Consider the following 24,365-nt stretch of genomic DNA (forward strand, 5'->3'; position numbering starts at 1 on the left):
TGGTTCCATGACCGATGATCGGACTGCTCGCCTGGGCCTGCCGCTGCTGCACGCCGGTCAGGCGCAGAAGGAGATGGACCATAATGAAGCGCTGCTTCGGCTCGACCTTGCCGTGCAGCCGGTGGTGATCTCGATCGGCCGGAACGATCCGCCTGATGCACCGGAGACGGGCGCGTGCTGGGTGGTCGGCAGCGATCCCGTAGGGGCGTGGGCGGGCCGAGCAAATGCCGTCGCCGGTTGGACGCAGGGCGGCTGGCGGTTCCTTGCGGCGATTGCGGGGATGAGCGTTTCACGGCGCGACGACGGCATGCCAGCGCGGTTCGATGGAAACACTTGGGTGATCGGTGCATTGCAGGGGAGCGCATTGTTCCTCGGCGGCGTTCAGGTCTTGTCGGAGCGCCAGCCGGCGATCGCGGACCCGAGTGGGGGCGGCACGATTGATGCGGAGGCGCGGGCGGTGCTGGGCAGCGTTCTTTCTGCGCTGCAAGAGCATGGCTTGATAGGCCGCTAAAAAAGGTGTGGCACTTCGGCAACAGGTCTCGCCTTTTGTATTCTTGCGTGGAAACCAAGCTTTCGATAGGGAGTTTGCCTTGTCCGTAGTGACACTGATGAAAGGGGACTAAGATGCGGAAGCTTGCCGTAGTACTGGCGCTCGCCTCCACCGCACTCGCCTCGCCTGCACTCGCCCGCGACAATGCGTGGTACGTGGGCGCCGAGTTCGGCGGAATGATCGTCGAGGACATCACCTACGACATCTCCACGCCCACCACCACCGGCACCGGCACCGTCAATAGCGATTACGGCTATGACGCTGACGGCATCGTTGGTTACGATTTCGGCGGTTTCCGCCTGGAAGCGGAAGTCGCGTACAAGTCGGCTGATCTCGACAGCTACGCGTCGAGCCTGCCGACGCCGTTCAACAACGGCATCGCCGCTCCGAACACCTTCGACCTCGCTGGCGGCCGTACCACGGCGCTCAGCTTCATGGTCAACGGCTTGCTCGACTTCGGTGACGATGACGGCATCCAGGGCTTCATCGGCGGTGGTGCCGGTGTGGCGCGGGTCAAGGCACGCGTTGCGCTCAACCAGCGCGGAAGCTTCCTGAACGACTCGGACACCGTCTTCGCTTGGCAGGGTATCGCGGGTGTCCGTGCGCCGCTGACTGACAATGTCGACGTCTCGCTGAAGTACCGCTTCTTCAACGCCGACAACGTCAAGCTGGTCGACGTGCTGAACCGTGGCTTCGAGGGCCGGTTCCGCTCGCACAGCATCCTGGGCGGCCTGACCTACAACTTCGGCGAACCGGCTGCTCCGCCGCCGCCGCCGCCGCCGCCGCCGCCGCCTCCCCCCCCGCCGCCGCCGCCGCCGCCGCCGGAAGTGGTCTGCTCGCCGGGTCCGTTCATTGTCTTCTTCGAGTGGGACAAGTCGGACATCACTCCGGAGGCTTCGTCGATCCTCGACAACGCCGTCACGCAGTACCAGTCGTGCGGCAACGCGCAGGTCATGCTGGCCGGCCACGCCGACCGCTCGGGTTCGGCCTCGTACAACGTGGGTCTCTCGCAGCGTCGTGCAGACGCGGTGAAGGCTTACCTCACCTCGCGTTCGATCCCGGATGGCGTGATCTCGACGGAAGCGTTCGGCGAAAGCCGCCCGCGCGTCGACACCGCCGACGGTGTGCGCGAAGTGCAGAACCGCCGCGTGGAAATCACCTACGGCCCGGGTGCGGGTCAGTAAGGCTGACGCCTACAAGGCTGAAAGATTGGGGAGGTCGGTTCGCCGGCCTCCCTTTTCTTTTGTGTTACTGTTTCGGGGCGCGCAGTAACTAACCTCGTGGAAAATGTTGCCGCTCGGTTGAACTGTGCTCCTAGCCATTGAAGTAGCGTGACTTTTTTGCAGCGCTGGCCTCGGAGGCGTGGCGTGACGCTTCCTGCGGTCAGCGGAAGCAAGCACAAGGGCGAGCTGATTTCGTCAGGCCGATAAGCCGCACCGAGGATGAATGGTCAGGCGCCGCCGTCCCCGTTCTCGCCTCCTTGCCCATCTCGCCCCTCGACCGGCCCCATTCGGTTTGGCGCACGTGTTCGTTACGCCGCAATTGGTTCCGGTCATCATCTTGGGAGATCGACCATAGGCAGCGCGTCTGCCGGGCCGTAGCGGGAGGATGTCAGATAGCGCGCATGCGACTGTCGATCGTCGCCCGCGCGCTTCGATGCGGCAGGTAGAACGGAGCTTCCGGCGGCTTGGCTGGTTATTCCGGCTGGGCGAGACCTAAAGCGGGGCCGTGGCGCAGACAGGGGTAGGATGAATACACCAAGGATTTCGGGGCTGCTGGAGACAGCGCTCTATGTGGACGACATGGCGCGAGCCGCGCGGTTCTTCCGTGATGTCCTGAACCTCGCCCCGATGATCGAGAGCGATCGGCTGACCGCCTTCGATGCCGGGCGCGGCGGCGTGTTGCTGGTGTTCGCGCGTAGCCAATCAATCGAAGATGTGCAGATCCCGGGCGGGACCATTCCTGGACACGACGGCAGCGGGCCGCTTCACATGGCCTTCGCGATTGCGGATGACGCCTACGAGCCGTGGCGCGCGCATCTTGTGAAGAATGATGTCCGCATCACGCATGAGGTGCAATGGCCGGCAGGTGGGCGTAGCCTGTATTTCGAGGACCCCGACGGCCATGTGCTCGAATTGGCCACGCCAGGATTGTGGAAGAATGATGCCGAGCATCCGGGGCGCTTGCCTGCGGGAACCAAGTGACGGAATGCAGCGATGTCGCTGACCAGATTATCCAGGGAGAAAACGTGATCCTGCGCAGCTTGTTCGTCGCCAGCCTGCTGGCCTCCACCGCCTGCTCTGCCGAGCCGCAAGGAATGTCGAACGCGGGGGACGCGCCTGCCGCGACGACCGCCGGAGCCAAGCCGTTCGTCGAGACCGTTGTCGCCGATTTCGACGCGCCGTGGGCGATGACGTTCCTGCCCGATGGGCGGATGCTGGTGACGGAGAAGGCGGGCAGCCTGCTGCTGGTATCCGCGGACGGCAAGACGCGCTCCACGATCGCGACGCTGCCGGTGGATAGCGCCGGACAGGGCGGACTGATGGACGTGGTGCTGGCGCCCGATTTCGCCACCTCAAAGCGCGTGTATCTCAGCTGGTCGATGGCTGGGCCGGGCGGCAAGGGTGTGGTCCTGTCGCGTGGCGTGCTGGATGAGACGGGCGGCAGCCCCAAGCTGCAGCAGATCGAGGAGCTGTTCCGGGCGACGCCGTTCGTTGAAGGCAACGGCCATTATTCCGGGCGGATCGCCTTCTCGCCGGATGGCAAGTATCTGTTCTTCACAAACGGCGAGCGGCAGAAGTTCGATCCTGCTCAGGATCCAAAGGCCACGCTCGGCAAGGTGCTTCGCCTGACGCTCGACGGGAAGCCGGCACCGGGCAATCCGCTTGCCGCGCAGGGCTTCCACCCGGCGGTGTGGAGCTATGGCCACCGCAACCTGCTTGGCATTGCTTTCGACGCGCAGGGGAACCTGTGGGAGCAGGAGATGGGGCCGAAGGGCGGCGACGAGCTCAACCTTGTCCTGCCGGGGCGCAACTATGGCTATCCCAAGGTATCGAACGGGGACCATTATGACGGGCGTCCGATCCCGGACCACAACCCGGGCGACGGGTTCGAAGCGCCGAAGGTGTGGTGGAACCCGGTGATCTCGCCGGGCGGGCTGATGGTCTATTCCGGCGATCTGTTCCCGCAGTGGAAGGGGGACGCCTTCATCGGCGGGCTTTCGTCCCAGTCGCTGGTGCGCGTTGATCTTGATGGCACCAATGCGCGCAAGGGCGACCAGTTCGACATGGGTGCCCGCATCCGCGAGGTCGAGCAGGGGCCGGACGGGGCGATCTACGTGCTGGAGGACGGCGCGCAGGGATCGCAGGGCCGGCTGATCAAGCTCACTCCCGCACGATAAGATAGTTCATCCGCGCCGAGGCGATCGGCTTGGTACGGTCATCCTGCCAGGCGGTCGCCTCCACATTGGCGATGCGGGTGCCGAGCCGAGTGACGACGCCGGCGGCGCGGGTCACGCGCTGCCGGCCGCCGCGCATGAAATCGACCGTCACGTTGATCGGCTTCACCCGGCCGCCGCCGTCGGCTTCAAGCTGGTGGCGAAGCGCCGCGATCGCGGCGACCTCCAGCAGCCCCGTTATCGCGCCGCCCTGAACGAAGCCGGGGCGGCCGAGCACGGCCGGGCTGAACGGCATTGCGAGCACAGGCCGATCGTCCTCCCATTCGAGGCTTGCGCCGAGCAGATCGGCATAGGGCGGCAGCTTCATGCCTGCGGCTCCAGGAACATGAAGGTGCCGGTGACATGGGCGATAGGATCGTCGGGGTCGCCGTCATGGGCCTGGCCGCGAACGAAGCTGATCGACCGTTTCAATGCATAGCATTCGCCATGGCCGATGACGGTGTGGCCGGGGCGGGCGGGGCGAAGGTAATCGACGCGCAGATCGAGCGTTGCGTGCGGCACGAAGCGACCGAGCCGGCGCATGCTGGCGAGGCTGGTGGCAATGTCCATCAACGCGAAGATCGGGCCAGAGGCGATGACGCCGCTGTCCTCGTCTCCGATGATCTCTTCGGAATAGGGGAGCGTCAACTCGACCCAGCCTTCGCCATGCGCGTGATAATCGATGCCAAGGCGGCCGCCGTGACCGCCAAATCGCACGTCTTCCATGCCGGGCAAGCCGGCCAGTGCCGCGTTGATGCTCATGGGCGACGGCTCTACACCAGCCTCCGCCGATCGCAACGCCGCGCGGCCGACGCCATGAAGAGCGGCATTGATGCCGTTGCGCGGGTCATCTAAGTCGATCGTATCAGTTCTCGGGAGAGGTGGAATGGACGAGCGCGTTACGATCACGGTGGAGGACGGCATCGCCGATGTGCGGCTGAACCGCCCGGATAAGATGAATGCGCTCGACCCGGCGATGTTCGCCGGGATCAATTCTGCACTTGAGCGACTGACCGGCATGCCGGAGGTCCGCGTTGCGGTCCTTTCCGGCGAAGGGCGGGCGTTTTGCGCCGGGCTCGACATGGGTTCTATGGCGGCCGGGGGATCAGGCAACGATCTGGGCAGGCGTAGCCATGGCCTGGCCAATACGGCGCAGAACGTTGCCTGGGGCTGGCGATCGCTGCCGATGCCGGTGATTGCCGCGGTACACGGCGTGGCGCTCGGCGGCGGTTTCCAGATCATGTCCGGTGCCTGCGTCCGTATCGCGCGACCGGACACGCGGATGTCGATCCGCGAGACCTATTGGGGTCTGGTGCCGGACATGGCCGGGCTGGCGTTGTGGCGTACGCTGGCGCGGGACGACGTGCTTCGCGACCTCACGTACAGTGCGCGCGAGTTCACCGGCGAGCAGGCGGAACGCTATGGCTTCGTCACGCGGGTGGCCGATGATCCAAGAGCCGCGGCATTCGAACTGGCGCGCGAGATCGCCAGTCGCAACCCCGATGCGGTGAAGGCATCGAAGCGGTTGATCAACCTGATGGCCGACGGCGACACCGCGACCATGCTGCAGGCGGAAAGCGACGAGCAGATCAAGTTGATGCGCTCCCCCAACCAAGTGGAAGCGGTGCGTGCGAACATGGAGAAGCGTGCGCCGGTGTTTGCCGACTAAGCATCGTTCCACGGCACCAAAGCGTCGGTCGTTGGTTGATAGCCGGATCGTTCATCCAAGGAGTATCGCCATGACCGACGCACTGACCGGCGACATCAACACCGTGACCGGCAAGATCAAGGAAACTGCTGGTGCCGCCACCAACGACCGTTCCATGCAGGCTGGCGGCATGTTCGACCAGCTGAAGGGCGCGGTTCAGAAAGCCATGGCGCCGGGCGCCGACGGGCAGCCAGAGGCGGTGGGCAAGGCAAAGGCCTTCGCCAAGGAACGCCCTTGGGCGACGGCTGCGCTGGTCGGCGTGCTTGGGCTTGCGACCCTCGGCACGTTGCGCGGACAGCGCTGACGAACACAGAGCAGGCTGAGCTAAGGAAGAAGCCACGCGGGTGCAGTTGCCCGCGTGGCTTTTTCATTCGCCTTTGACTCGCATCTCTTTCAGCCGCTCCACAAACTCCGCGGGCAGGCTGACGCCCTTTGGATCGGTCATCACGATCGTCGTGTCGCAGGTGGCGATGCAGCTTCCGGACTGAAACATCGCAGCCAGCATCTCAAAGCTGCGGTTGCCGATCCGGCCAATGCCGAGTGCGATCTCGACATCTTCGGGGAAGGTGCCCTCGGCGAGATAGTTGATCTCGTTGCGGGCCACGACGGCGCGGAACGTACCTTCCGCCATCTTGCCACGATTGACGCGGCCCAGCCGCTGGTTCGTGCGCACCCGCGCGTCCTCGAACAGCGAGGCGTAAGCGACGTTGTTCAAATGCCCCATCGTGTCGAGATCCTGGAAGCGGGTCTGCTTCGTCTCGTGCTGCGGATAGGAGGCGGGATCGAGGCGCCAAGCGGCAGGGCGGGACATGATGCTGTTCCTGTCGAGCTGAAACAAATTCCCCGGCGGAGGCTCGTGCCCGGGACGAGCGGCTCGTCTGTGGGCGCGGCCTTCGCCGGGGAATAAGGTGTTGTCTTTCATGGTCCGTCACGGGAGCCAGTCCCGTGACGTCAGGCGCGGCAGCGAACGCTGCGCTGGTCGGCCTAGAGAGTCAGCGCACGAGCTGCGCGCCGACTCCCTGCGGCTCAGCGCGGTGCCATGCGGATCGCGCCGTCGAGGCGAACGTCTTCGCCGTTGAAATAGCCGTTCTCGATCATCAGCGTGGCGAGCGCGGCATATTCCGACGGTTCGCCGAGGCGCTTCGGGAACGGAACCTGAGCGGCGAGCGCGTCCTTCACGTTCTGCGGCGCGCCCTGCAGCAGCGGGGTGTTGAAGATGCCCGGCAGGATGGTGTTGACGCGGATGCCCTCGCTCATGAGATCGCGCGCGATCGGCAGGGTCATGCCGACGACGCCACCCTTCGACGCCGAATAGGCCGCCTGGCCGATCTGGCCATCCTCCGCCGCAACCGACGCGGTGTTGACGATCGCGCCGCGATCGCCATCCGGCAGCGGATCGAGCGTCATCATGCCGGCGGCCGACTTGGCGATGCAGCGGAAGGTGCCGACGAGGTTGATCTGGATGATCCAGTTGAACGCATCGAGCGGGAAGTGCTTGATCGAGCCGTCTTCCTTGCTGCGGCTCGCCGTCTTGATGGCGTTGCCGGTGCCGGCGCAGTTCACGAGGATCCGCTCCTGACCGATCGCTTCGCGGGCCTTGGCGAAACCGGCGTCGACCGAAGCTTCGTCCGTCACGTTGACCTTGCAGAAGACGCCGCCGAGTTCCTGGGCGAGTGCTTCACCCTTCTCTTCCTGCAGGTCGAACAGCGCGACCTTCACGCCCTTCGAGGCGAGCAGGCGGGCCGTCGCGGCGCCGAGACCGGACGCGCCGCCGGTGATCACGGCGGAAATGGTGTTGTCGAGCTTCATTGGTGGTTCCCCTCCCGAAGAGTTGCCCCGCACAGGCGGCGGCACAAGGGCGTCCCCGCGAAGGGCGGGGACGCATCACAAGGTTGATCGAACGTGGCTTAGGCCGCGGCCTTCGCCTCGCCCTGCCAATCGCAGTTTTCGATGATCGTCACGTTGGCGACGCCGCCGCCCTCGCACATCGTCTGCAGCCCGTAGCGACCGCCACGACGGCGCAGTTCGTGCACCAGCGTTGCCATCAGCTTCGTGCCGGACGCGCCCAGCGGGTGACCGAGCGAGATCGCGCCGCCATTGACGTTGAGCTTGTTCGGATCTGCCTTGGTGTGTTCCAGCCAAGCGACCGGCACCGAGGCGAACGCTTCGTTCACTTCGTAAAGGTCGATGTCGTCGATCGAGAGGCCGGCCTTCTTCAGCGCCTTGTCGGTGGCGAACAGCGGCTCTTCGAGCATCACGACCGGGTCACCGGCAGTGACGGTGAGGTTGACGATCTTCGCCAGCGGCTTGAGGTTGTACTTCTTCAGCGCTTCCTCGCTGACGATCAGCACCGCGCTGGCACCGTCGCAGATCTGGCTCGACGAAGCGGCGGTCAGAACGCCTTCTTCGGAAAGCTTCTTCACGCCGGCCATGCCTTCAGCCGAGGCATCGTAGCGGATGCCTTCGTCGGACGTGTGCACGTCCTTGCCCTCAGGGGTTTCGATCTCGATCGGGACGATCTCGTCCTTGAACTTACCACCCTGCGTCGCGGCGACCGCCTTGCGATGCGAGTTGAGCGAGTATTCGTCGAGCTGCTCGCGGGTGTAGCCGTATTTCTTGGCGATCATCTCCGCACCAGCGAACTGGTTGAAGTTGATGCCCGGGAACTTCTCCTCAAGGCCCGGCGACTTGTTCTTGCCGAGGCCGGCATCGTAGAACAGCTTGTACGTGGAGCCCATCGGCACCCGCGTCATGCTCTCGACGCCTGCCGCGATCACCACGTCCTGCGTGCCCGACATCACTGCCTGCGCGGCGAACTGGATCGCCTGCTGCGAGGAGCCGCACTGGCGATCGATCGTGACCGCCGGAGTCGACTGCGCGAGCTTCTTCGAGGCGAGCACGGCGTTGCGGCCGACCTGGCCTGCCTGCTCGCCACCCTGGCTGACGCAGCCCATCACCACATCGTCAACCGCGTCGCCGGGAATCCCGCTACGCTCGACGATCGCATCCAGAACCTTCGCTGCCAGATCAACTGGATGGACACCCGCGAGCTTACCCCCGCGACGACCACCAGCCGTCCGAACTGCGTCGACGATATACGCCTCGGCCATCTTCCGACTCTCCATAACAGATGTTATCCCGGTGCGTCATGTGGCGCGGTTTGACGCGCTCGGCAAGAGGTGGAGAGGTGAATGAACGTATCTGATGCAGTGATCGAGCGGCGCTCGGTACGCGGGTTCCTGGACAAGGAGGTGCCGCTGGAGGTGCTGAAGGAACTCGCGCTGCGCTCGGCACGCGCCGCGACGGGCGGCAACATTCAGCCCTGGCACATCGACATCGTCACCGGTGCGAAGATGGACGAGCTGAAGGCGATCATGCGCGGCAAGCTGGAGCGGCGCGAAAAGGAAACGCCGGGCTATGACATCTATCCGCGTGAAATGACCGAGGCGACGAAGAAGCGCACCTTCCAGATCGGCGAGATCATGTACGGCCATCTTGGCATTCCGCGCGAGGACAAGGCGGCACGCGCGCAATGGTTCGCGCGCAACTTCCAGTTCTTTGGCGCGCCGGCGGCGTTTTTCGTGACGGTGGACCGCCGCATGGGGCCGCCGCAATGGGCCGACCTTGGCATGTACCTGCAAAACCTGATGCTGCTCGCGGTCGAGAAAGGACTGGCGACCTGCCCGCAGGAATGCTGGGCGGTTTACCCCAATACCGTTGAAGGCTTCCTCGGCACACCGGCGGAGCGGATGCTCTTCTGCGGCGTGGCGATCGGCTATGAAGACCCGGAGGAGCCAGCGAACCGGACACGCGCGCCGCGCGCGCCGGAAGAGGAATGGCTGACCATCCTCGCGTAGGCAGCGGTAGGGATAAAAGGAGGGGGGCCGCGCGGATCGCGGCTTCCCCTGCTTCAGCAAGCTATCGGCGCTTAGTCTGGCTTGCCCTCGTCGATGGCGGCGAGGATCATCCGTTCCCATGCGGCGGTATCACCGACGTTCGCCATCGCTTCGGTGGGCGCACGCAGGGTGTGTAGAACCGCCAGCGCATCGTTGCGGAAATCGCGCCAGGTTGCGTCCACCGCATCGGCCGCCGATTCCTGATCGCCTTCCCCGTTCGCGCTGATGCGCTGGCCGGCGAGGACCCGCGCAATCCGTTCAAGTGCCGGGACGGTAGCTATATCCATGCTGGCTTCTCCTTGTTCCGGAGAAGCAACAGTTTAGGCGGCGCCGGGTTTCCACGGCGCCGCACTTATCAACGACCGTAAGCCGTTCAGGCCTGGGCGGCCGCACGCGGGCCGCCACGGCCGCGTCCGCCGCGACCACGGCTGCCGCCCGCCCCACGGCGGCTGGCGTTCGCATAGTCGCGTGTGGCGGTCGGCTGATGCGTTGCTTTCGGACGTGCCGGGCCACGCTGCTGGCGTGGGCGATCCTCGCGCGGGGCGGGATCATTGCCGATCGCCTTGATCCGCGCCGCCTTCAACGCGTCGGCGCGCTTCATGAAATCTGCCGGAAGCGCGCGGACCGGCACCTTCTGGCGCGTCAGCTTTTCGATGTCCTTCAGGTACGGACGCTCATCGTCCGCGCAAAAGGCAACTGCGATGCCGCTGGCGCCGGCGCGCGCCGTACGACCGATGCGGTGCACATATTGCTCCGCGACGTTCGGCAGTTCGAAGTTGAACACGTGGCTGACGCCCGAAATGTCGATGCCGCGCGCCGCGATATCGGTCGCGACGAGGATCGGCACTTCGCCCGATTTGAACGCGGCGAGCGCACGCTCACGCTGCGGCTGGCTCTTGTTGCCGTGGATGGCGTTGGACGCGATACCGTTGCCCGCCAGCAGCTTCACGACGCGGTCGGCGCCGTGCTTGGTGCGCGTGAAGACGAGCGCACGGTCGATCTGCTCTTCCTGGATCAGGATCGTCAGCAGCGCCTGCTTTTCAGTCTGGTTGACGAAGATAACCTGTTGGTCGACGCGCTCCGCCGTGGTCGAGGCCGGAACGACGGAGACGGTCTGCGGCTGATGCAGGAACTGGTCCGCGAGTTCGCGGATCGAGTTTGGCATGGTGGCCGAGAAGAACAGTGTCTGGCGGCGTCGCGGGACCATCTTCACGATCTTGCGCAGTGCGTGGATGAAACCGAGGTCAAGCATCTGGTCGGCCTCGTCCAGCACGAGGATCTCGAGCATGGTGAGGTTGCAGAAACCCTGCTCGACGAGGTCGAGCAGGCGACCCGGCGTCGCGACAAGGATATCAACGCCGCGCGACAGATCCTGGCGGTTCTTGTTGATGCTGGTGCCGCCGAAAACGGTCGCGACGGTCAGCCGCGAGTTGCGGGCATAGCCGCGCGCATTGTCCGCGATCTGATTGGCGAGTTCGCGCGTCGGGGCGAGCACGAGCATGCGCACATGCGTCGGCAGCACCCGCTTCTGGCCTTCGAGCAAGCGCTGGATCGAGGGGAGAACGAAAGCGGCGGTCTTGCCGGTACCCGTTTGGGCAATGCCGAGAAGGTCGCGCCCGGTCAGCACGATCGGGATCGAATCGCGCTGGATCGGCGTCGGCGTCTCATAACCCTTGGTCTCGAGCGCACGAACGAGAGGCTCGGCGAGACCGAGATCGGAGAAGTTCATCAAAAACGTACCTAATATGATCGCACCCGCGCATCACGAGGACACACGGGTAGCGGGGAAAAATGACACCCCGCGTGACTTGGGAAGCCGGTTCGATCGACCGAGGCGGAGCCTGGGCTTGATGCCCGATCACGCTGCATACGCCTCGATGCTCGAATAAATGCGCACGTGCGGCGCGTAAGTCAAGCTGCGCCGCGAGTGCCAACTGCCACGCATGGCGCGGATTAACCTTTACTTGGCGCTAATTGTTCTTCCGCCAAGGGGAGCGCATGAGCGTATCTTCTGTGCCTGCAACCTGGATCGCGGTTCTCACGCAATTTGCCCTTGGGAGCGGCGCGCTGGCTGCGCTGGCGTTCGCGCCGCCCGCCAACGGCGCGATGCTGCTGCTACCGCTGACGGACGGCGCATCGGGGGTTGCGATTGCGCGCAAGCATGATGCGCTGCTCGTCTCGTCGAGTGCCGGCGGCCAACTGGTCGTGCGGGGGGAGCGCGACGAATTGCTCTGGCCCCTCATGAAGGCGGGTATTCTCGTCGTGGCCGCGCCGGTCAGTGGTTGCGGGGAGCCGGGCTGATGTCCTCCCTCGTCTCACTGCGGCGTCGCGGCATGCGGTTGCTGGTCGGCATGGGCTGGCTGTGCATTCCCTCGCTGTTGATCCTGGGGCACGCGCTGTCGAGCCCGAACATCGGGTTTGCTGTCGCTGTCGCCGCCGCGGCGAACGTCGTGCCCACGATGATGGTGCTGCGCCGCCGGCACGATGCGGCGGCGCGGATGAGCGTTGCTGCGCTGGGTGCGGTTCTGCCGGCCTGCTTCGTCTACATGCTGGCGGGAAATGCGTGGCAGATGGACGCGCACATGTACTTTTTCGTCGCGTTGTCGATGCTGGCGGTGTTGTGCGACTGGCGACCGCTGGCGCTGGCCTCGGTCCTCGTCGCGCTTCACCATTTCTCGCTGTCCTTCCTGATGCCGGCCTGGGTCTTTGGAACCGATGGAACGATGGGGCGCGTGCTGTTCCATGCGTTTGCCGTAGCGCTGCAGTTCGCGGCGCTCGGCTATCTCACCGTACGCCTGCGCACGCTGATCGTCGGGCTGGATGCGGCGCGGGCCGAAGGGGAGCAGTTGGTCGCCGTAGCAGAGGAGGAGCGGCGGCGCGCGATCGACGCGCTGGCATCCGCGAAGGTCGCGGAGGAGCGTTCCGCCGATGAACGTCGTCGGCGTGTCGCGGCGGAAGCGCGGCTGGACGATGAGCGCCGTCATGCGCTGGCCGCCCTGGCGGACGAGTTCGAGCAAACCGTGGCAGGTGTGGCCGTCGCGATCGAAGGCGCGGCGTCATCAATGGAAGTGTCGGCAGCGAACCTCACGCGGATTGCCGCGGATGCGGGGAGACAGGCGAGCGAAGTGGCTGCAGGTGCAAGCCAGGCTGCCGGTGCAACCCAGGACGTGGCCGACGCGGTTCACCGCCTTACCGGCTCGATCGTCGGGATTTCCGGTAGCGCGGAGGCTCAGGCGACACTCACCAGCAGCGTGCGCCGCCATACCGATGAGGGCAAAGGCGCGGTGCTTGACCTCTCCGTGCAGGCACAGAGCATTGGCGGATTGGTGGGCGAGATCCACGCGATTGCCGCGCGCACCAATCTCCTCGCGCTGAACGCGACCATCGAGGCCGCGCGCGCAGGAGACGCCGGCCGCGGCTTCACGGTGGTGGCAGGTGAGGTGAAGCAGCTTGCTGGCGGAACAGCACGCGCTACCGAAAAGATTGTGGCGCTGATGCAGGGCGTCGAACAGGCAATCCGGGCGACCGAGGCGAACATCGTGGAGGCGTCCGACGGGGTCGGCCGTGTCGCAACAGCCGCAAGCGACATCCGCGGTGCGGTGAGCGATCAGCGTTTGATGGCAGCAACGATCGAGCGAACCTCGCAGGAGGCCGCCCGGGGCGTCGATATGATCGAGCGGCGCATCGTCGAGGTCGCCACCGCGGCGAACGAAGTGGGTGCGCTGTCGCGTCACGTGCGCGACGCTGCGGACGCACTGTCCGATCAGGCGCGGAGGCTGCGCGTCACCACCGATGGCTTCGTGCAGCAACTGCGCAGTGGCGATACGCCGGCACCGCACAGCTTGACGGCCAAAGTCGCGGCATAGCCAGAAAAGAACGGCCGGCAGCGTGGCGGCCGGCCGCAAGGCCGCTTAGTTGCGCTGCTTAAAGCTTGCGGCTGATCACTTCCTTCATGATCTCGTTCGTGCCGCCATAGATCCGGCTGACACGCGCGCCGCGCCACATCTTGGCGATCGGATATTCGTTCATATAGCCAGCGCCGCCGTGCAGCTGGAGGCACTTGTCCATGACTTCCCACTGGAGGTCGGTATGCCACAGCTTGGCCGCCGCGCCTTCCTCGTTGGTGAGTTCCCCCTTCAGATGGCGCGCGATCGCCCAGTCGAGGTGCGCCCAGCCGACCTGCAGCTTCGCCTTCAGATCAGCGAGTACGAACTTGGTGTTCTGGAAATCGAACACGGTGCCCTTGAACGCCTTGCGCTCTTTCACGAAAGCAACCGTGTCGTCGAACGCCTTTTGCGAGGAGGCCATGGTGCTGACCGCAATCGACAGACGCTCCTGCGGCAGCTGGCTCATCAGATAGATGAAGCCCATGCCCTCTTCACCAAGGCAGTTGGTGATCGGAACGCGCACGTCCTCGAAGAACAGCTCGGAGGTGTCGGCGGCGTCCTGGCCGATCTTGTCGAGCTTGCGGCCCTTGCTGAAGCCCTCACGGTCGCTTTCGACGAGGATGATCGACATGCCCTTATAGGCGGGCTGCGCATCGGGATCGGTCTTCGCGACGACCAGCGTCAGATCGGTGTTCTGGCCGTTGGTGATATACGTCTTCGAGCCGTTGATGACGTAGTGATTGCCGTCCTTCTTCGCGGTCGTGCGGATCGACTGAAGGTCGCTGCCAGTGCCCGGCTCGGTCATCGCGATCGCGGTGATGACGTCGCCCGACACCATCTTCGGAAGCCATTCCTTCTTCTGCTCTTCGGAGCCGTAGGTCTCCATATAGCCGGCGACGATGTCGGACTGGAGCGAGAAGCCGGCGGGGACGCCCGAATAGGCCATTTCCTCGTCGACGATGGCATTATAGCCAAAGTCGAGGCCAAGGCCGCCATACTCTTCCGGAACGGTCGGGCAGAGCATGCCGACTTCGCCTGCCTTCTGCCAGAAAGCCTTGGGAACGAGGCGATCCTTTTCCCACTGATCCGCGTGCGGCACGCCTTCCTTGGCCAGGAAGCTGCGGACGGTCTGGCGGAACGCCTCATGATCTTCGTTGTAAGCGAAACGGCCCGCGATCTGGTCGAGCGACATTGAAGAAACCCCTCCGAAAACTGATCGCTTCTTCTCGCGATGCGGCCGCAGAGGGTCAAGTAACTTTTGTTATGGTGGCAGGCGGCGTGCCGCGGCCCTCGACTTCCATTGCGGCCAAGGCCTATGCGGGATGGGAAAGAGAGGTAACGGATGAAACTTGCGAGCCTGAAACATGGTCGTGACGGCAAGCTCGTCGTGGTGTCGACCGATCTCGCCTGGTATGCCGATGCATCGCACATCGCGCCAACGCTGCAGGCGGCGCTGGACGACTGGGATCGGCTGCTGCCGGACCTGCAGAACCTCGCCACCGACCTCGATCATGAGGTGATCCCGCGGGAGCGCTTCCACGAGCGCGAGGCGGCCTCACCGCTCCCGCGGGCATATCATTGGGCGGATGGCTCGGCCTATGTGAATCATGTCGCGCTCGTGCGGCAGGCGCGCGGCGCAGAGATGCCGGAGACGTTCTGGCACGATCCGCTGATGTATCAGGGCGGCTCGGATGGTTTCCTGGCCCCGCGCGATCCGATCCCGCTCGCCGACGAGAGCTGGGGCTGCGACCTGGAAGCGGAAGTGGTGGTGGTCACCGGTGACGTCCCGATGGGCGCGACCCGAGAGGAGGCACTGGCGGCCGTCCGGCTCGTCGGCCTCACCAACGACGTTTCGCTGCGTAATCTGATCCCGGGGGAACTCGCCAAGGGCTTCGGCTTCTTCCAATCGAAGCCGGCATCCGCCTTTTCACCAGTGTTCGTGACGCCTGACGCGCTGGGCGACTGGTGGCGGGACGGCAAGCTGCACCGCAAGCTGATGGTGGACCTGAACGGCCAGCCGTTTGGCCGCGCCGAGGCGGGCGAGGACATGACGTTCGACTTCGGTACGCTGATCGCGCACGCCGCGAGAACACGTGCTCTTGGCGCGGGGACGATCGTCGGCTCCGGTACGGTGTCCAACCGTGATGCTGACGGGGGCCCGGGCAAGCCGATCGCCGAGGGCGGGGTCGGCTATTCCTGCATTGCCGAGGTGCGCACGATCGAGACGATCGCGGGGGGCAAGCCGATGACGCCGTTCCTGAGGAAGGGCGACACCGTCCGCATCTGGGCCGAGGATGATCGGCATCATCCTATCTTCGGCGTAATCGAGCAGGTTGTTGGAGGCTGATGCGACGCCAGCCGCCGGGCGGCCGGCGGCTGGAAGGCTTCTTAGCCGCGGGGCAGCTCGTGGCGGCTGGGCTCCCCCGCCGCGTCCGTGATCCCCAGCATGCGGGCGCTCGCGACGGGGCGGTTCGGATCACCCTGATGTGCATCCATGTCGAGCGTCACCGCGCGGCGGCCGGTGCGACGCGGTGTGACACGCGCGACGAGCGGTAGCGTGGCGAGCGCAGGCGCCAGGAAGCGGATCTCGATATCGAGCGGGCGGAAGGCAGGATCGATCGCTGACACGCCGGCATGTTCAAGCAATGCCGCGATCACGCCGCCGTGGTAAGCGGGCAGTGGCGCGCCGACATGCTCCACGCACGGCTGCATCGTCAGCCCGTCAGTTGAAGCGATCGCGCTGAGGTAAGCGGCGAAGTCTGGCGCGGGCGAGGGCGGCAGCACCTCGTGGCGTTCATCCATCCGCCCCGGCGTGCCGCCAGGCATCGAACCAATCAGATATCGTGCCATCGCGGCTCCGACGGGTTGGCCATTCGACGTCAGGCGAGCGCGTGACAGCGCCAGGTCGCCCTCGCGCGTCACGTCGTCGATGACGCAGTCGAGCGGGCCGGCGGGCAGCGGGCCGAACCAGTCGACACGCAGGTCCAGCGTCATCATCGGCGTTGGCCGCGGCAGGATGGTGAACACGCCGCCGGCAGTCGCCTGGTCTGCAAGCACCAGCGCTGCGCCGCGTGATATGCGTCCGTCCGCGTCGCAGACGGCCGGCAGCGCCCCGTCAAGCGAGGTAGACACTGGTTCGCCAACGGTCGCGCATTGGCGCATGCCGAGTGCTGCGCAGGCCGGGATGGTGCTGATATGCTCGTTGGGTCGGCTGCCCGGAAAGCCCGGGTACAGCCGCTCAGGATCGCTGCGGCTCACTTCGTGCGGTACCGGATCGGCAGGCGCTTCAAGCCGCTGACGAAGCTGGCGCGGGTCCATGCTGGTTCGCCGGCGAGCTCGAAATCATCGAAGCGGGCGAGCAATTCCTCGAACAGGATACGCATCTCCATCTTGGCCAGATGCTGGCCCAGACACAGATGCGGGCCATAGCCGAAGGCGAGATGCTGGCGCACATTCTCGCGATCGACGCGGAATGCGAAAGGATCTTCGAACACCGCAGCGTCGCGATTAGCGGACGGATAGGCCATGACAAGCCCGTCGCCGGCCTTGACCTGCATGCCGCCAACTTCCGCATCCGCGGCGGCAGTGCGGAAGAAATGCTTCACCGGGCTGGACCAGCGGATCATCTCGTCGACTGCGTTGGGCAGCAGATCGGGGTCGTCGCGCAGCTTCTGAAGCTCGCCGGGATTGCGGATCAGTTCGAGCAAGCCGGCGGAGGAGGAGGAACTGGTAGTGTCGTGGCCCGCGGCGGCGATGATGAGGTAATAGCTCATCGCCTCCATGTTGCCCATCGGCGAACCGTCGGTCAGGGTGGCATTGGCGATGATGGTCGACACGTCGTCGCGCGGGTTGGCCTTGCGGTCGGCAGTGATGCGATCACACCAGGCGTTGAATTCGGCGATGGTAGCAAAGAGGCCACCCATCTCTTCAGGCCGCATGTGATCGAAGTCCTGGGCGCCGAATACTTCTTGGGTGATCTTCATCAGGAACTTCTCGTCCTCACGCGGCACGCCGAGGGTCAGCATGATGACGCGCAGCGGGAACCAGATCGCGACCTCGGTCGCAAAATCGCATTCGCCGCCGAGCGAGACCATCTGCTCGACGCTTTCTTTCGCCAGCAAGCGGATGTCCTCTTCCAGCTGCCGCATGTGTTTGGCCGAGAAGTAACCCTGGGTCATCGCGCGGAAGTGGCGGTGATCGGGGTTGTCCATGCTGACGAGATTGCGGGTCAGTTTGCCGTCGCCGCCGGTAATCGCCTTGACGCGTTCCTCGTCGGCGATGGTCGTCAGCGTCAGGCGCGGGTCGTTGAGAAACGTGTCGGTATCGAGTTCGACCCGCTTGATGTCCGCGTGGCGCGCCACGGTCCAGAACGGGCGATAGCCTTCTGGCTCGCACCAATAAACCGGCGCTTCCTCACGCAGGTATTTGAAGATCGCGTGGTACCGCTCCTCATGCGCGTAGCTGTCGGGATCGACGATCGCGGCATCGAGAGCGGCCTTGTCAGCAGGCGAGGGAACGTTGGGGGTGAGGCCGATGTCCGGTTCGGCAATGGCGGCGGCTGTGGCCATGGTATCTCTCTCCATCATGCCGGTCGCACCGCCGGCTCGCCGCGACGTAAGCCGATCGCTTTATCAAGATCAATGGAAGTCGTGGCTGCGGATCGGAATCACGTCCTCCGGCCTGTCGCGATAATGATAATCCGTACGGTTGCGCGGCTTCCACCCGGCGTCGCCGCGATCGGGGGCGCCGGGGTGGGTCGCGCCGTCGCCGCGCGCGACGAGGGAGGGGAGGTCGATCTCGCCCACCTCGCGCAGCATCCAGGTGAGATCGGTGATCAGATCCGCGACGACATGGATCACGATGCCCTCTTTCTGCACGCGCCCGCGGATGCTCACCATCGCGGAGGACATGACGGTGCGGCGCTGCGCCTCGAACCGGTCAGGCCACAGGATGCCGTTGGCGACACCCGTTTCGTCCTCGATGGTGATGAACAGCACGCCCTTGGCGCTGCCCGGTCGCTGGCGGACGAGGATGATGCCGGCGATGTCGACCAGCGCATCTTCCTTGATCGTCTTCAGGTCCTCGCAGCGGACGCAGCGCCGTTCACGCAAGCGATCGCGCAGGAAGGTGAGCGGGTGCTGGCGCAGCGTGAGTTGCGTGGCGCGATAATCCTCCACCACCTCGCGCCCCGCGGTGAGCGCCCGCAGGTGGACAGGATCCTCCTTCGTCTCGATCGCGGCGAGTAGCGGGAGCGGCGTATCGCCAAGGCCGCGGATCGCCCACAACGCCTGCCGCCGATCGAGCCCCATGCCGGCAAAGGCATTGGCCTTGGCCAGCTTCTCCAGCGCGGCGAGCGGTACGCCAGAGCGGCGCCATACATCCTCCACGGAGGTGAAGGGGCGGACGGCGCGAGCGGTGAGGATCTTGCCTGCATCGGCGGCGGAAAGCCCGTGGACGATGCGCAGGCCGAGGCGGAGCGGCTTTCGCGCCCTCCGATCCTCCAGCAGCGTCGTGTCCCATTCGCTGGCCATGATGCATACCGGCCGGATCTCGACACCATGCGCCCGGGCGTCGCGGACGATCTGCGCCGGGGCGTAGAAACCCATCGGCTGGGCGTTGAGCAATGCCGCGCAGAACACGTCGGGATGATGGCATTTCATCCATGACGAGGCGTAGGCGATCTTGGCGAAACTGGCCGCGTGGCTTTCGGGAAAGCCGTAGCTGCCGAACCCCTCAATCTGCTTCACCAGCCGTTCGGCGAAAGCCTGCGAGATGCCGTTGGCGCGCATCCCCGCGATCAGCTTCTCGCGGAACTCGCCCACCCCGCCGGTCATCTTGAACGTCGCCATCGCGCGGCGCAGCAAGTCGGCCTCGCCTGGGGTGAAGCCGGCGCCGATGATCGCGACCTGCATCGCCTGTTCCTGGAACAAGGGCACGCCAAGTGTCTTCTGCAGCACCGCTTTCAAGGCCTCATTGGGGTATTCGACCAGTTCCTTGCCTTCACGGCGCTTCAGATACGGATGCACCATGTCGCCCTGGATGGGGCCGGGACGAACGATCGCGACCTGGATGGCGATGTCGTAGAAATTTTTCGGCTTCATGCGCGGCAGCATGCTCATCTGCGCGCGGCTCTCGATCTGGAACACGCCGAGCGTATCGGCCTGGCGGATCATCTCGAACGTCGGTTCATCGTCGTCCTGCAAGGGATCGCTGGCCATCGTCATCGCGATGCCCTTTTGCTGGCCGAGCAGATCAAACGCGCGGCGCATGCACCCGAGCATGCCGAGGCCAAGGATATCGACCTTCATGAAGCCGAGATGCTCGATATCCTCCTTTTCCCATTCGATGACGTGGCGATCGACCATCGCGGCGGGCTCGATCGGTACGAGATCATGCAGCGGATCGCGCGTCAGGACGAAACCGCCGGGGTGCTGCGACAAATGGCGCGGGGTGCCGATCAGTTCCCGGGCTAGCTCCAGCGCGAGCGCGAGGCGCGGTTCGCCGGCGTCGAGGTTGAGTGCCTGTACGTGACTGTCGGGCACGCCGTCGTTCGACCAGCCCCACACCTGGCCGGCCAGCGCGGAGGTCATGTCCTCTGGCAGGCCGAGCACCTTGCCGACTTCGCGGATCGCGCCGCGGGTACGGAAGCGGCTGACCACGGCGGTCAGTGCGGCATGGTCACGGCCGTAGGTTTCGTAGATCCACTGGATCACTTCCTCGCGCCGTTCATGCTCGAAATCGATGTCGATGTCGGGCGGCTCGCGGCGTTCCTCCGAGACGAAGCGCTCGAAGAGGAGCTGGTGCTTGATCGGGTCGATCGAGGTGATGCCAAGGACGAAGCAGATGACCGAATTGGCCGCCGATCCCCGGCCCTGGCACAGGATCTCGATCGAGCGGGCGTAGCTGACGATCGAGTTTACGGTGAGGAAATACGGCGCGTAGCCCATCTTCGCGACGAGCAAGAGTTCGTGTTCGAGTTGCCGGGTATAAGCGTCGGGTGGTTGGCCATCGAAGCGGGCGGCGAGCGCGTTGCGCGACAGGCGTTCCAGCGCTTCCTGCGCGCTGCGGCCGGACATGATGATCTCGTCGGGATATTGATAGTCGAGGTCGCGCAGCGAGAAGGTGCAGCGTTCGACGATCGCCTCGACCGCGGCGAGCGCATGGGGGTGGGCAGCGAAGCGGCGCGCCATTTCCTCGGGTGGCTGGAGATGGCGATCGGCATGGCGTTCGCGGCGAAAGCCAAGTTCGTCGATGGTGCATTTCTCGCGGATCGCGGTGACGACATCCTGCAGCATCCGTCGGTCGGGATGGTGGTAAAGCACGTCGCCGGTGGCGAGCGGGGTGAGGCCGTAAGCGGTGGCGGCGGCGATCGTCTCGGCGAAGCGCCGCCACTCGCCCGGGCGGCGCCAGGGGGTGAGGCAGACATGGCCGCGCTTGCCGAAGATGTCGGCGGTGGCGGCGAGCGCATTGGGCGGCGCGCCGCTGCGCCCCGGCACCAGCGCCGAAACGAGGCCATCGGCGTAAGCGGAGACATCCTCCCAATGGAGGAAGCATTGCCCCTTTTCACCGCGTTGTGCGTCCGCACGCGACTTGCCGAGCGTGAGCAGACGGGTGAGCCGGCTCCAGGCGGCGCGATCCTCCGGCCAGACGAGCAGGGATTCGCCAGTGACAAGATCGAGCCGGCAGCCGGGGATGGAGCGGATCTCCAGCCCCTGATCCTTGCGTACCTGTTCGGTAGCGTAGAGCGCGCGGACCACGCCGGCGACCGAGTTGCGATCGGTGATGCCGAGCGCTGGCATCCCCATCAGCGCGGCGGTGGCGAACAGTTGCTCGCACGAGGATGCGCCGCGCAGGAAGGAGAAGTGCGTGGTGACCTGAAGCTCGCTGTAGGTCATGCGGCACCATGCGGATCACGCGAATGTGCCATGGATGTACCAGCTGAGATCGCCCGTTTCCGCGCGCACGCCATCGCCGCGGCGGAACAGCCAGTAGCGGTGGCCATGTTCGTCCTCGACGCGGAAATAATCGCGCACCCCGTCGCGCTCACCGGCGCGGCGCCACCATTCGCCGGTGATCCGTTCGGGGCCGTCGGAATGGGTGACTCGGTGCGGGCGGCCACGCCACGTGAAGCGGCGGGGCGCATGATCGGGCATTTCGGCGATGACGTGGTCTATCCGCTCGGGCCGGCGCAGTAGCCGCGGGGGGCGCGGCCAGCGCGGGTGCCAGGCATGATCCGGCGTGCGGGCGTCGAGCTGACGCACGTCGTCGCGCTTCAGCCGGGTGGCAGCAGTGGCGGGGGGATCGAGCGGCGGCAGCGGGGCGACCGAGCGTTCGGGAACATCGCTTTCGATCGGCTGGTGCCGCCACAGACGCGTCGGGCCGATGCGATTGGCGAGCGTATCGACCAGCGGGGCGAGATCGGGCGCCTGCTGTTCCGCGAGGGCCGCGCCCAGCGTTTCGGGGGCAAGCGGATCGGCGCGGACGAGGTGAAGCGTCAGCGCGTCAAGGCCGTAGCCGACGTCGATTTCCTCGATGCGGCGGGCAATGAGGCGCAAGAGGTGCGATGGTTCGCGGCTGGCACGGGCAAGGCCGATGCGGATCACCTGATCGGTCGAATCGACACGCGCGGCGACGAAGGCGAGCGCGCGGGCACCGACCCCAGCCTTCGCCAGCGCGTCTGCCAGATCATCGACGAGGCCGGACAACCAATGGCCGATCGCATCGGCGGTGGCGATCGGCTCGGCGAAGCGGCGGGTGATGGCGATCGGCTGCACCGGGATGATCGGATCGAGCGGTTCGGGCACGGCGCCGGTCGCCTGGTCGAGCCGCTGCGCAATTGCCTTGCCGAAGCGGCGGACGAGTGGGGCGCGTGGCATCGCCATGAGTTCGCCGATCGTGTCGACACCGAGCCGGGCGAGCAGCTCGCGCGCGGCATCCTCAAGGCGCAGCGCCGCGACCGACAGCGGGGCGAGCGCGGCGACGTGCGCGCCGGGCGGGATGATCGCAGCGGGCGCGGCCTGACGCGCGAAGGCCCAGGCGGCGCCGGCAGTGTCGGCGATCGCCAGCTGCGCCGTGATGCCGAGCCGGGCGAGCAGGCGCAGCAGGCGGCGCGCCATCGCTTCCTCGCCGCCGTGAAGGTGGGCGGTGCCGCTGATCTCGAGGAACAGGCCGTCTTCGCCGGACAGCGCAACCACCGGGCACCAGCGGCGGGCGAGCGCGGTGGCAAGGCGCTGCAGATCGGCGAGATCGCCGGTGGCATCCGCATCGCGCACGTCGATGTCGGGCACGGAGGCGCGTGCCTGGGTCAGCGCCATGCCGGGCGTGAGGCCGAGGGCGCGTGCTTCGGGCGAGGCGGCGGCGATTTCGATGCGGCTGCCTACCTTGTGCACGGTGATGAGGGGGGCGCAAACTTCTCGAACATTGCGCTTATGGGGTTGGTTGGCGGGATTTTGGAGATTGCTGGCGCGGGCGACGGTGTTGGCGAGGGTGCGGCCAGTGTCGAAAAAGGCGGCGACGCCCGGCACATGGGCACCGGCATCGTTGGAGCCGCACCGGGCGTGCTTGTCGGGATGTGGACCCTCGCCCGGGTAGCGGACCGACGGCATGGCATTCCACCGCGCGAGCGCGGCGGCGGCGCGGTCGTCAGCATTGGGATCGAGGCCCTCGAAACCGCGCCAGCGGGTATTGGGCACGTCCTCCGGATCGGGACGCCCGGGAAGGCTCGTCGGCACGGGGCGCGCGCCCTCGTCCGGCGGCATGGCGCGGAAGGGATGATCGGCGGCCTCGCTGCGGCGACCCATTTCGCGCATCGGCGGGCGCTGGTGCGCGGGCATGGCCTCCACCTGACGTGCGACATCGGCGCGCGTCGATTGCGACCAGCGCTTCTCAACAGGCGCAGCCGCATCACCGCGAGCCCAGCGGGCGCCGGGACGCCAGCCGGTGTTCTTGGGCGCGTCGCATTGCAGCACCTGTTCCTCGGCCACCGCCGCGGTGAGCGGCGCGAGATCGAGCGGGGTTCCCGGTTCAGGCCGCGGCGTTGGTGCGCGGCGACGCTCGGCCCGGCGCACGCGATCGATTGCCCAGTGCGGCAGGTAGAGCGAGACGACCCGTGTCATCGCAGGCCTCCAGTAAAGTATCGAAAGGTTCGCCGCCGCGTTGCCGCACCAGCGAGACGGACCAGCGCGGACGGCCCATGCTGCCGCAGCGCAGGGGAACGGAAGGAGCAGCGCCGATTCGCCAGCGGGTGAGCGCGGCAGAAGGCATGCCGAGCGGATCGGAATCCTCGCGCGCATGGCGGCGCATGAGGAGCGCGATCGTGCGGCCCCCCTCTGCCGCGAGTTGCAGCCGGCGGGTGGCGCCCATGCCGGCGCGCTTCACTTCGCCGATCACCGCACCAAGGCCGCGGTGACGCAGCCCTTCCTCCATCAGCGCGAGCAATTCGGCATCATCGCGTGCCTCGGCATAAAGGACGCGTTCGGGCGTCAGCCCTGCCTGATAGAGGCCGGGAGCGAACAGATCGCGGCGACGCACGACCCACAGGATCGGGCCCCAGGCACGCGCGGCGATCCCGGCCATGAACAAGGTGGCGGCGGCATCGTCCGACATTTCGGCAGAGCCGGCCGCGACCTCGTGCAGGGCATCCAGCCGCAGCCCGCCATCGGCCAGCCGCGAATCAACTTGCGCAATCCCGAACGGCAGGGTTTCACGCCGGCGATGACCGTCGCCTTCAATGGCGCGGAGCGTTTCGCGAAGCTCTGCAATGACGGCGGGAGAGGACACTGGCACGACTCGATCAAGACTGTTGTTCCCATTTTGTTCCAACAGTCATCAGAGTCAATCAGGCAAAACCGCGCCCTGATTTCCGCGCTGATCGTTTCAGCTGCAACCA

The 24,365-nt window shown here is 65.8% G+C and carries 23 protein-coding genes; 10 read left to right on the forward strand and 13 right to left on the reverse strand.

The window, feature by feature from the left end:
- Positions 1–7: 7 nt before the first annotated feature.
- The 4 genes from ACH0CP_RS06310 to ACH0CP_RS06325 all read left to right on the forward strand — a co-directional run bounded on the left by ACH0CP_RS06310 (position 8) and on the right by ACH0CP_RS06325 (position 3,950).
- On the forward strand, positions 8–511 hold the full coding sequence (locus tag ACH0CP_RS06310; RefSeq protein WP_294445194.1) for a DUF2793 domain-containing protein: 504 nt from the start codon (positions 8–10) through the stop codon (positions 509–511).
- Between the two features lie 113 nt (positions 512–624).
- Entirely contained in the window at positions 625–1,734 is a 1,110-nt protein-coding gene (locus tag ACH0CP_RS06315) for an OmpA family protein (RefSeq protein WP_406875444.1), read from the forward strand.
- Positions 1,735–2,298: 564 nt separating this feature from the next.
- Positions 2,299–2,754 (forward strand): VOC family protein, encoded by a 456-nt coding sequence (locus ACH0CP_RS06320; protein WP_294443542.1) that lies wholly within the window; start codon positions 2,299–2,301, stop codon positions 2,752–2,754.
- Between the two features lie 47 nt (positions 2,755–2,801).
- Positions 2,802–3,950: a PQQ-dependent sugar dehydrogenase gene (locus tag ACH0CP_RS06325; RefSeq protein ID WP_294443575.1), complete on the forward strand. Its 1,149-nt coding sequence runs from the start codon at positions 2,802–2,804 to the stop codon at positions 3,948–3,950.
- Here the strand turns inward: ACH0CP_RS06325 and ACH0CP_RS06330 are convergent.
- Both ACH0CP_RS06330 and ACH0CP_RS06335 read right to left on the reverse strand, forming a co-directional pair.
- Positions 3,934–4,314, reverse strand: a complete 381-nt coding sequence (locus ACH0CP_RS06330) for a PaaI family thioesterase (RefSeq protein ID WP_294443543.1) — start codon at positions 4,312–4,314, stop codon at positions 3,934–3,936. The genes ACH0CP_RS06325 and ACH0CP_RS06330 overlap by 17 nt on opposite strands.
- Positions 4,311–4,748 (reverse strand): PaaI family thioesterase, encoded by a 438-nt coding sequence (locus ACH0CP_RS06335; RefSeq protein WP_294443544.1) that lies wholly within the window; start codon positions 4,746–4,748, stop codon positions 4,311–4,313. The genes ACH0CP_RS06330 and ACH0CP_RS06335 overlap by 4 nt, the downstream gene beginning before the upstream one ends.
- A 124-nt stretch (positions 4,749–4,872) precedes the next feature.
- On the opposite strand from ACH0CP_RS06335, the gene ACH0CP_RS06340 reads away from it, so the two are divergent.
- On the forward strand, positions 4,873–5,655 hold the full coding sequence (locus ACH0CP_RS06340; RefSeq protein ID WP_294443545.1) for a crotonase/enoyl-CoA hydratase family protein: 783 nt from the start codon (positions 4,873–4,875) through the stop codon (positions 5,653–5,655).
- 70 nt (positions 5,656–5,725) lie between these two features.
- Positions 5,726–5,998 (forward strand): CsbD family protein, encoded by a 273-nt coding sequence (locus tag ACH0CP_RS06345; RefSeq protein ID WP_294443546.1) that lies wholly within the window; start codon positions 5,726–5,728, stop codon positions 5,996–5,998.
- 63 nt (positions 5,999–6,061) lie between these two features.
- Here ACH0CP_RS06345 and ACH0CP_RS06350 read toward each other — a convergent pair whose 3' ends face one another.
- From ACH0CP_RS06350 to ACH0CP_RS06360, 3 genes are all read right to left on the reverse strand, one after another.
- A complete protein-coding gene (locus ACH0CP_RS06350; RefSeq protein ID WP_294443547.1) occupies positions 6,062–6,505 on the reverse strand; it encodes a thioesterase family protein in 444 nt (147 codons plus the stop codon).
- A gap of 215 nt (positions 6,506–6,720) precedes the next feature.
- Positions 6,721–7,503, reverse strand: coding sequence for an SDR family NAD(P)-dependent oxidoreductase (locus ACH0CP_RS06355; RefSeq protein WP_294443549.1), 783 nt, complete (start codon positions 7,501–7,503; stop codon positions 6,721–6,723).
- 98 nt (positions 7,504–7,601) lie between these two features.
- Complete coding sequence (locus tag ACH0CP_RS06360; protein WP_294443550.1) at positions 7,602–8,804, reverse strand: acetyl-CoA C-acetyltransferase; 1,203 nt, start codon at positions 8,802–8,804, stop codon at positions 7,602–7,604.
- An 81-nt stretch (positions 8,805–8,885) separates the two neighbouring features.
- Here ACH0CP_RS06360 and ACH0CP_RS06365 point away from each other — a divergent pair, with 81 nt between their 5' ends.
- A complete protein-coding gene (locus ACH0CP_RS06365) occupies positions 8,886–9,551 on the forward strand; it encodes a nitroreductase (protein WP_294443551.1) in 666 nt (221 codons plus the stop codon).
- A gap of 71 nt (positions 9,552–9,622) precedes the next feature.
- On the opposite strand, the gene ACH0CP_RS06370 is transcribed toward ACH0CP_RS06365, so the two are convergent.
- Both ACH0CP_RS06370 and ACH0CP_RS06375 read right to left on the reverse strand, forming a co-directional pair.
- A complete protein-coding gene (locus tag ACH0CP_RS06370) occupies positions 9,623–9,877 on the reverse strand; it encodes a hypothetical protein (protein WP_294443554.1) in 255 nt (84 codons plus the stop codon).
- Between the two features lie 86 nt (positions 9,878–9,963).
- Complete coding sequence (locus ACH0CP_RS06375) at positions 9,964–11,319, reverse strand: DEAD/DEAH box helicase (protein WP_294443555.1); 1,356 nt, start codon at positions 11,317–11,319, stop codon at positions 9,964–9,966.
- A gap of 269 nt (positions 11,320–11,588) precedes the next feature.
- Here ACH0CP_RS06375 and ACH0CP_RS06380 point away from each other — a divergent pair, with 269 nt between their 5' ends.
- On the forward strand, positions 11,589–11,891 hold the full coding sequence (locus ACH0CP_RS06380; protein WP_294443556.1) for a hypothetical protein: 303 nt from the start codon (positions 11,589–11,591) through the stop codon (positions 11,889–11,891).
- Complete coding sequence (locus ACH0CP_RS06385; RefSeq protein ID WP_294443558.1) at positions 11,891–13,456, forward strand: methyl-accepting chemotaxis protein; 1,566 nt, start codon at positions 11,891–11,893, stop codon at positions 13,454–13,456. Before ACH0CP_RS06380 ends, ACH0CP_RS06385 begins: the two co-directional genes overlap by 1 nt.
- 58 nt (positions 13,457–13,514) lie before the next feature.
- Here ACH0CP_RS06385 and ACH0CP_RS06390 read toward each other — a convergent pair whose 3' ends face one another.
- Complete coding sequence (locus ACH0CP_RS06390) at positions 13,515–14,669, reverse strand: acyl-CoA dehydrogenase family protein (protein ID WP_294443560.1); 1,155 nt, start codon at positions 14,667–14,669, stop codon at positions 13,515–13,517.
- 150 nt (positions 14,670–14,819) lie between these two features.
- Here ACH0CP_RS06390 and ACH0CP_RS06395 point away from each other — a divergent pair, with 150 nt between their 5' ends.
- Positions 14,820–15,824, forward strand: a complete 1,005-nt coding sequence (locus tag ACH0CP_RS06395) for a fumarylacetoacetate hydrolase family protein (protein WP_294443561.1) — start codon at positions 14,820–14,822, stop codon at positions 15,822–15,824.
- Positions 15,825–15,865: 41 nt separating this feature from the next.
- On the opposite strand, the gene ACH0CP_RS06400 is transcribed toward ACH0CP_RS06395, so the two are convergent.
- From ACH0CP_RS06400 to ACH0CP_RS06420, 5 genes are all read right to left on the reverse strand, one after another.
- Complete coding sequence (locus ACH0CP_RS06400; protein ID WP_294443562.1) at positions 15,866–16,795, reverse strand: acyl-CoA thioesterase domain-containing protein; 930 nt, start codon at positions 16,793–16,795, stop codon at positions 15,866–15,868.
- The gene (locus tag ACH0CP_RS06405; RefSeq protein ID WP_294443563.1) at positions 16,732–18,045 is read right to left on the reverse strand and encodes a cytochrome P450; all 1,314 of its coding nucleotides are present in this window, start codon (positions 18,043–18,045) and stop codon (positions 16,732–16,734) included. Before ACH0CP_RS06405 ends, ACH0CP_RS06400 begins: the two co-directional genes overlap by 64 nt.
- A gap of 69 nt (positions 18,046–18,114) precedes the next feature.
- Positions 18,115–21,372 carry an error-prone DNA polymerase gene (locus ACH0CP_RS06410; protein WP_294443564.1) on the reverse strand — a complete coding sequence of 1,086 codons (3,258 nt, stop codon included), beginning with the start codon at positions 21,370–21,372 and terminating at the stop codon, positions 18,115–18,117.
- Positions 21,373–21,387: 15 nt separating this feature from the next.
- Positions 21,388–23,592 (reverse strand): DUF6504 family protein, encoded by a 2,205-nt coding sequence (locus ACH0CP_RS06415; protein ID WP_294443565.1) that lies wholly within the window; start codon positions 23,590–23,592, stop codon positions 21,388–21,390.
- On the reverse strand, positions 23,501–24,256 hold the full coding sequence (locus ACH0CP_RS06420) for an ImuA family protein (RefSeq protein WP_294443566.1): 756 nt from the start codon (positions 24,254–24,256) through the stop codon (positions 23,501–23,503). Before ACH0CP_RS06420 ends, ACH0CP_RS06415 begins: the two co-directional genes overlap by 92 nt.
- Between the last annotated feature and the right edge of the window lie 109 nt (positions 24,257–24,365).

It is taken from the genome of Sphingomonas sp. 179-I 2A4 NHS, assembly GCF_045369135.1.
Classification (GTDB): domain Bacteria; phylum Pseudomonadota; class Alphaproteobacteria; order Sphingomonadales; family Sphingomonadaceae; genus Sphingomonas.

Excerpts from the sequence above, each read along its gene's own strand:
- ACH0CP_RS06380 (WP_294443556.1), top strand. The coding sequence starts at position 11,589 with ATGAGCGTATCTTCTGTGCCTGCAACCTGGATCGCGGTTCTCACGCAA.
- ACH0CP_RS06335 (WP_294443544.1), bottom strand. The coding sequence starts at position 4,748 with ATGAGCATCAACGCGGCACTGGCCGGCTTGCCCGGCATGGAAGACGTG.
- ACH0CP_RS06385 (WP_294443558.1), top strand. The coding sequence starts at position 11,891 with ATGTCCTCCCTCGTCTCACTGCGGCGTCGCGGCATGCGGTTGCTGGTC.
- ACH0CP_RS06340 (WP_294443545.1), top strand. The coding sequence starts at position 4,873 with ATGGACGAGCGCGTTACGATCACGGTGGAGGACGGCATCGCCGATGTG.
- ACH0CP_RS06345 (WP_294443546.1), top strand. The coding sequence starts at position 5,726 with ATGACCGACGCACTGACCGGCGACATCAACACCGTGACCGGCAAGATC.
- ACH0CP_RS06370 (WP_294443554.1), bottom strand. The coding sequence starts at position 9,877 with ATGGATATAGCTACCGTCCCGGCACTTGAACGGATTGCGCGGGTCCTC.
- ACH0CP_RS06360 (WP_294443550.1), bottom strand. The coding sequence starts at position 8,804 with ATGGCCGAGGCGTATATCGTCGACGCAGTTCGGACGGCTGGTGGTCGT.
- ACH0CP_RS06390 (WP_294443560.1), bottom strand. The coding sequence starts at position 14,669 with ATGTCGCTCGACCAGATCGCGGGCCGTTTCGCTTACAACGAAGATCAT.
- ACH0CP_RS06415 (WP_294443565.1), bottom strand. The coding sequence starts at position 23,592 with ATGACACGGGTCGTCTCGCTCTACCTGCCGCACTGGGCAATCGATCGC.
- ACH0CP_RS06310 (WP_294445194.1), top strand. The coding sequence starts at position 8 with ATGACCGATGATCGGACTGCTCGCCTGGGCCTGCCGCTGCTGCACGCC.
- ACH0CP_RS06400 (WP_294443562.1), bottom strand. The coding sequence starts at position 16,795 with ATGGACCCGCGCCAGCTTCGTCAGCGGCTTGAAGCGCCTGCCGATCCG.
- ACH0CP_RS06350 (WP_294443547.1), bottom strand. The coding sequence starts at position 6,505 with ATGTCCCGCCCTGCCGCTTGGCGCCTCGATCCCGCCTCCTATCCGCAG.
- ACH0CP_RS06320 (WP_294443542.1), top strand. The coding sequence starts at position 2,299 with ATGAATACACCAAGGATTTCGGGGCTGCTGGAGACAGCGCTCTATGTG.
- ACH0CP_RS06375 (WP_294443555.1), bottom strand. The coding sequence starts at position 11,319 with ATGAACTTCTCCGATCTCGGTCTCGCCGAGCCTCTCGTTCGTGCGCTC.
- ACH0CP_RS06395 (WP_294443561.1), top strand. The coding sequence starts at position 14,820 with ATGAAACTTGCGAGCCTGAAACATGGTCGTGACGGCAAGCTCGTCGTG.
- ACH0CP_RS06365 (WP_294443551.1), top strand. The coding sequence starts at position 8,886 with ATGAACGTATCTGATGCAGTGATCGAGCGGCGCTCGGTACGCGGGTTC.
- ACH0CP_RS06315 (WP_406875444.1), top strand. The coding sequence starts at position 625 with ATGCGGAAGCTTGCCGTAGTACTGGCGCTCGCCTCCACCGCACTCGCC.
- ACH0CP_RS06405 (WP_294443563.1), bottom strand. The coding sequence starts at position 18,045 with ATGGCCACAGCCGCCGCCATTGCCGAACCGGACATCGGCCTCACCCCC.
- ACH0CP_RS06410 (WP_294443564.1), bottom strand. The coding sequence starts at position 21,372 with ATGACCTACAGCGAGCTTCAGGTCACCACGCACTTCTCCTTCCTGCGC.
- ACH0CP_RS06330 (WP_294443543.1), bottom strand. The coding sequence starts at position 4,314 with ATGAAGCTGCCGCCCTATGCCGATCTGCTCGGCGCAAGCCTCGAATGG.
- ACH0CP_RS06355 (WP_294443549.1), bottom strand. The coding sequence starts at position 7,503 with ATGAAGCTCGACAACACCATTTCCGCCGTGATCACCGGCGGCGCGTCC.